The organism is Parendozoicomonas verongulae (assembly GCF_009711465.1).
GTDB classification, from domain to species: Bacteria; Pseudomonadota; Gammaproteobacteria; order Pseudomonadales; family Endozoicomonadaceae; genus Sansalvadorimonas; species Sansalvadorimonas verongulae.
The window spans coordinates 1-363 of record NZ_SMME01000471.1; the positions used below are offsets into that span (position 1 = coordinate 1).

Sequence of the window (363 nt, forward strand, 5' to 3'; positions counted from 1 at the left end):
CACCCATACAGGGGAAAAACCCTTTGCCTGCGACCAGGGTGGATGCAACCAGTCTTTCGCTACATCCGGCAGTCTCACCAGACACAAACGCACCCACACCGGGGACAGGCCCTTTGTCTGTGTCCAGTGCAACCTGTCTTTTACCCAATCCAGTCATCTCAACGACCACGAGCGCACCCATACGGGGAGCAGGCCCTTTACTTGCGACCAGGACGGATGCAACCAGTCTTTCTCTACATCCGGCAATCTTACCAGACACAAACGCACTCACACCGGGGACAGGCCCTATATCTGCGATCAAGACGGGTGTAACCGGTCTTTCACTCAATCCAATCATCTCATTAAACACAAGCGCACCCGACA

At 54.5% G+C, this 363-nt stretch carries 1 protein-coding gene; it reads right to left on the reverse strand.

The features are described from left to right. The coding region (locus E1189_RS24550; protein WP_230459908.1) for a hypothetical protein at positions 1-349 on the reverse strand (349 nt) is incomplete at its 3' end. Positions 350-363 lie beyond the last annotated feature (14 nt).